At 67.6% G+C, this 4,656-nt stretch carries 3 protein-coding genes; 2 read left to right on the top strand and 1 reads right to left on the bottom strand.

Going from position 1 to position 4,656, the window contains the following annotated elements; genetic code table 11:
- Positions 1-1,562: alpha-amylase (locus LO50_RS19195; protein WP_044316027.1), on the top strand; the 1,562-nt coding region annotated here is incomplete at its 5' end.
- Positions 1,559-2,674, top strand: coding sequence for a protein kinase family protein (locus tag LO50_RS19190; RefSeq protein WP_044316026.1), 1,116 nt, complete (start codon positions 1,559-1,561; stop codon positions 2,672-2,674). The genes LO50_RS19195 and LO50_RS19190, both read left to right, overlap by 4 nt.
- 160 nt (positions 2,675-2,834) lie before the next feature.
- Here the strand turns inward: LO50_RS19190 and mta are convergent, their stop codons facing one another.
- Complete coding sequence (gene mta / locus LO50_RS19185; protein ID WP_044316025.1) at positions 2,835-4,496, bottom strand: glucan 1,4-alpha-maltotetraohydrolase; 1,662 nt, start codon at positions 4,494-4,496, stop codon at positions 2,835-2,837.
- Positions 4,497-4,656: the final 160 nt, after the last annotated feature.

Raw genomic sequence — 4,656 nt, 5'->3', positions numbered from 1 at the left:
GCAGCGCTGGCCTGCTGCTGCTCGAACGCGCCGAAGCGACCGAGCAGCCGGTCGCACGCGACTGGCGCAACGCGATCGTCTACTTCGTGCTCACCGACCGCTTCGCCAACGGTGACCCGGACAACGACCGCAGCTATGGCCGCGCACCGGATGGCGCCGAGGAGATCGGCACCTTCCACGGCGGGGACCTCAAGGGGCTGACCGAACGCCTCGACCATATCGCCAGCCTCGGCGTCGACGCGCTGTGGATCAGCGCACCCTACGAGCAGATCCACGGCTGGGTCGGCGGCGGCGATCGCGGCGACTTCCGCCACTACGGTTACCACGGCTACTACGCACTGGACTTCACCCAGCTCGACGCCAACATGGGCAGCGAAGACGACCTGCGCGCGCTCATCAGCGCGGCCCATGCCCGCGGCATCCGCGTGCTGTTCGATGTGGTGCTCAACCATCCCGGCTACTCGACCCTGCAGGACATGCAGCAGCTCGGCTTCGGCGCCCTGCGCGACGGCATGGCCGAGTACCTGCCCGAGCAGTGGACAACCTGGCAGCCGGAAGCCCACGAGAATCTGCACGCCTACCACAATCTGGTGGACTACGAGCACCCGAGCTGGGCCGCCTGGTGGGGCCGTGACTGGGTCCGTGCGGGCATCGCCGATTACGACACGCCACCCAGCAGCACGGTCGATCCGCTCAAGGGCTCGCTGGCCTTTCTGCCGGATTTTCGCACCGAGTCCGAGGCGGTCGTCGCGCTGCCGGAGTTTCTCGCGCACAAGGCGCAGACCCGTGCCGAGCCGCGCGAAGGCTACCGGGTGCGCGACTACCTGATCGAATGGCTGACCGGCTGGGTCCGCGAGTTCGGCGTCGACGGCTTTCGTGTCGACACCGTCAAGCATGTCGAACCCGCCACCTGGGCCGAACTGCGCGCCGCCGCGGAGCGCGCCCGCGCCGATTGGGCTCGTACCAACCCGGACGATCCCATGGCCAGCGAGCTGTTCTGGATGGTCGGCGAAGTGTTCGGCCACGGCCCCGAAGCCAGCGACTATCTGAACCAGAGCTTCGATGCGCTGATCAACTTCGACTTCCAGGAACAGGCCGTGGCCGCCAGCGATTGCCTCGCGGCCGCCGAACCCAGCTACGCCGACTATGCCCGGCGCCTGGCCGAGACGCCCAGCCATAACCTGCTGAGCTACGCCTCATCCCACGACACGGCGCTGTTCAATCAGCTGGCCAAGGGCGACCTGACCCGCCAGCGCGGCCTCGCCGCCGCCCTGCTGCTGGCGCCCGGCGCGGTGCAGATCTATTACGGCGACGAAAGCGCGCGCGCCTTCGGTGCCAGCGGTTCGGACCCGTATCAGGGCACGCGCAGCTCGATGAACTGGGCCGAGCACGAGCGGCCCGAGATCGCTGGATTGATCGAGCACTGGCAGCGGATTGGCCAGTTCCGTGCGCGCCATCCAGCCATCGGCGCGGGTGAACACAAACTGCTTTCGCCCGGCCAGCCCTATGCCTTCGCCCGCGAGCTGGGCAAGGACAAGGTCATCGTGGTGCAGGCACGATGAGCGCCGCCTCGTTGACCGCCGCGGCACGGCGCCAGGCCCAGCTGGCCTTTCTCGCCAGCGGCACCGAGTTTCGCCTGGGCCGCGCGGAGGATTGCCCGCTGCCACCGGAACAACTGGCGGCGGTGCGTGGCAACGAGCCCTGGGTGCACGCATGCCTCGATGACGGCCTGACCGCTCGCGTCTACCGCGTGGAGCTGGCCGGGCGCGACTGGGCGCTGAAGGTCGCCCGACGGCCCTGTCGCGTGCAGAACCCGGATGGCCAGACGAGCTTTCTCAACGAACTGCAACGCCGCCGCGACCTGACCCGGCTGATGCGCACGCCGGAGCAGGCCGAACGCCTAGCCGGCATCGTGCCGACGCAGTACGCCTCGCTGCACCAGGGCATCGTGTTGTCGCCTTGGGTCGAGGGCGAGCGCATCGAGCGCTGGAACGAGCGCCAGCTAGTCGAGCTGTTCGACCTGCTGATCGTCCTGGTGCTGGCTGGCCTGTTCGAGTGGGATCTGGCGCCGGGCAATACCCTGGACGATGGCCGCATCCGCCTGTTCGATTTCGGCTACCTCTACCCCTTCGACCCGCTGCGTCAGTACAACAGCGATGGCCTGGCCTCGCCTGGCTTTCATCCGGCCGAACGCTTCGAGACACGGCAGCTGTTTGCCTGCCTGCTGCGTATGGAGCAGCAAAGCGAGGCATGGGCACTGGCCGATTTCGAGCTGGAGAAACGCATCGCGCTGGATGCCTACCAGCGGTTGCATCGAGAGCTGACTGGCCGCGGCGCAAGCGAAACGGTATTGGACTGGCTGAGCGGCCTGATGCGTCGCTGGCGCAACGCGCTGGCTGGCGATCTGGGCGGGCTGTACCTGCAGGAAGCTTGGCGCTCGCACTGGCTGGACGTGAAGGACGACCTCAGCGGGCAAAGCTGCACGCCACTGACCCTGCAGCGCCTGGCCTGGCTCCGGGATAAAGCCACTACCCAGCATGCCGATCTGCTCGCCAGCGGCGCGTTGGCCAACGAACGACAGCCGGACCGCGAAGCGTTGCTGAACGACCTGCGCCTGGCGGAAGTACAGGCCGTTGGCTGGCAGTTGGGCGATATGCAGAGCGCCGAAGGGTAGTGAGCTGCGCTGCTGCGGCAGCGGTGGAAAGTGCACTAGCCGAGGGGGGCGGTGCCTGACCGAAGCGCTGAAACGCTGGGCTTCAGACCATCACGACGGTGCCAGCGGCGAAAAGAGCCCGCCTCACGATGGCGAGGCGGGCCGCAGATACCGCGTCCGGCTAGAGCCGGCCAACCGTGGTGGCGCCCTCACTGGGCGTCAGCCTGTTGTTCGCCCCGCCCTGCCATTGCCGCACCAGCGTTGCGTTGGCCTCATTGCGGATCAGGCATTTCCATTCCACATCCTGGCCGGCAGGCAGGGAGATGCTGCCCTTCCAGGTCGGGTAGGCACTGGTATCGGTCAGGCGCACGGCGGAGGCCGGGCTCCAGTTGCCGAGCTGGCTGACGTTGCCCACCGCGTAGACGCTGTCGCCCATCTGCGTCACGCCGTTGTCGCAGCGGAAATTCACACTGACCAGGCCACCCTCGCCACCGTCATCCCCGCCGCCATCACCCGTGCCGCTGCGCCAGACCCGCACCTGGCCGTTGCTGGCGTTGACCGCCTCGCTGAAGCTGCCGCTGGCGACCTGGCCGGGATTGCCCAGATCGGAGTTGAGCGCCACCACCAGGGTCTGCTGGCTGCCGCTGACGGTGGCGACCAGGCCGCTGTAGCCGCTGTGGAAGCTGATCGCCGAATCGGCGCGCACGCCGGCGGTGCGCCGCACCTGGATCAGCTGGCGAATGAAGTCGCCGTAGCCCCAGTCGTACATGTGCGACCAGTACACCACCGGCGTGCCCGGGCTGGTGAGGATGTAGGCGTAGGCCTGGCGGATCAGCCCCTCCTGCAGCGCCCAGTGGTGCTGGCCGCCGTTCTGCCCGGGCGAATAGCCGGTGTCGTGGTTGTCGACGAAGGTCACCGCCACCTCGCGCCAGCGCGGGTCGGGGTTGCCATTGAGGCCATGCTTCCAGTCGGCGACCGAGCCGTTCTGCATGCGCTCCTTGAGGGCGAAGTCGAACACCGGGCACTTGGCCCGGTCGGACCAGTCCTTGATGATCTGCTGCCAGCTGGCGGTGTTGCGCCAGTCCCAGTTCGGGTATTCGGAGGGGCCTTTCCACAGTTCGCCGACGCAGAAGCTGTTGTCGGCGCTGTCGGTCATCCAGCTGTCGACCCGCTCCGGCGCGTAGCCGCGGACGAAGTCGAAACGGAAACCGCCGGCACCGTACCCGCTGCGCAGGTTGGCGAATTCGTCGCGGAACATGCCATAGACCTGCGGATGGCCGGTATTGAGGTCCGCATCGCCGCCGATGAAACGATCACCGTCGTCGCAGTCATTGGGGTAGTTGCCCGGGTCGGCGCAGTCGTTGCGCCAGAAGCCCTGGCCGGCCGGCAGGTTGATTTCCTTGTCCGGGTAGCCGCGGTTCATGTGATTGGGCACCACGTCGTAGAGCACCTTCACCCCGGCACCGCCCAGCGCGCCGGCGGCCTGGCGCAGCTGGGTGTCGCTGCCGTAGCGGCCGTTCTTGTTGAAGTCGTGCCAGAAATAGCCCTCACCGCCGCCGGACTTGCTACCGTCGCTCCAGCTGGAGAAGTCACGCCAGGGCACCGGCATCCAGATTGCCGAGAAGCCGTCGGCGGCGATGGTCGAGGCCTGCTGACGGAGGGTGTTGTACCAGTCGTTGGGCGCTTCGCGGACGACGTTCCAATGAAAGCCCTGGAGGATGATTTCGTCGCCGCCGTGGTAGCGCACGGCGTTGGGGCTCTTGCCGGCCTGGTCGGCCATTGACTGCAGCGGCAACGGCAGCAGGATCGCCGCCAATACGGCGGCACGCAGGATGTGGCTCATCGCAATACTCCGGTACTTGTGCTTGTTCGGGTATCCGACGGCAGGGCCGCCAGACGAGGATGAACGCCGGCCGGGTCTTCGACCGGCACCCGCAGGCTGCCCCTGCACGCCCCCGTCACCAACCTCCCCCGCCCCGTTGCAGGCGGCGTAGTGGCCAGGC

It is taken from the genome of Stutzerimonas stutzeri, from assembly GCF_000935215.1.
Lineage (GTDB): Bacteria > Pseudomonadota > Gammaproteobacteria > Pseudomonadales > Pseudomonadaceae > Stutzerimonas.
The sequence above is the reverse complement of the archived record's forward strand: the minus strand, read 5'-3'. Positions and strand labels throughout refer to the sequence as shown.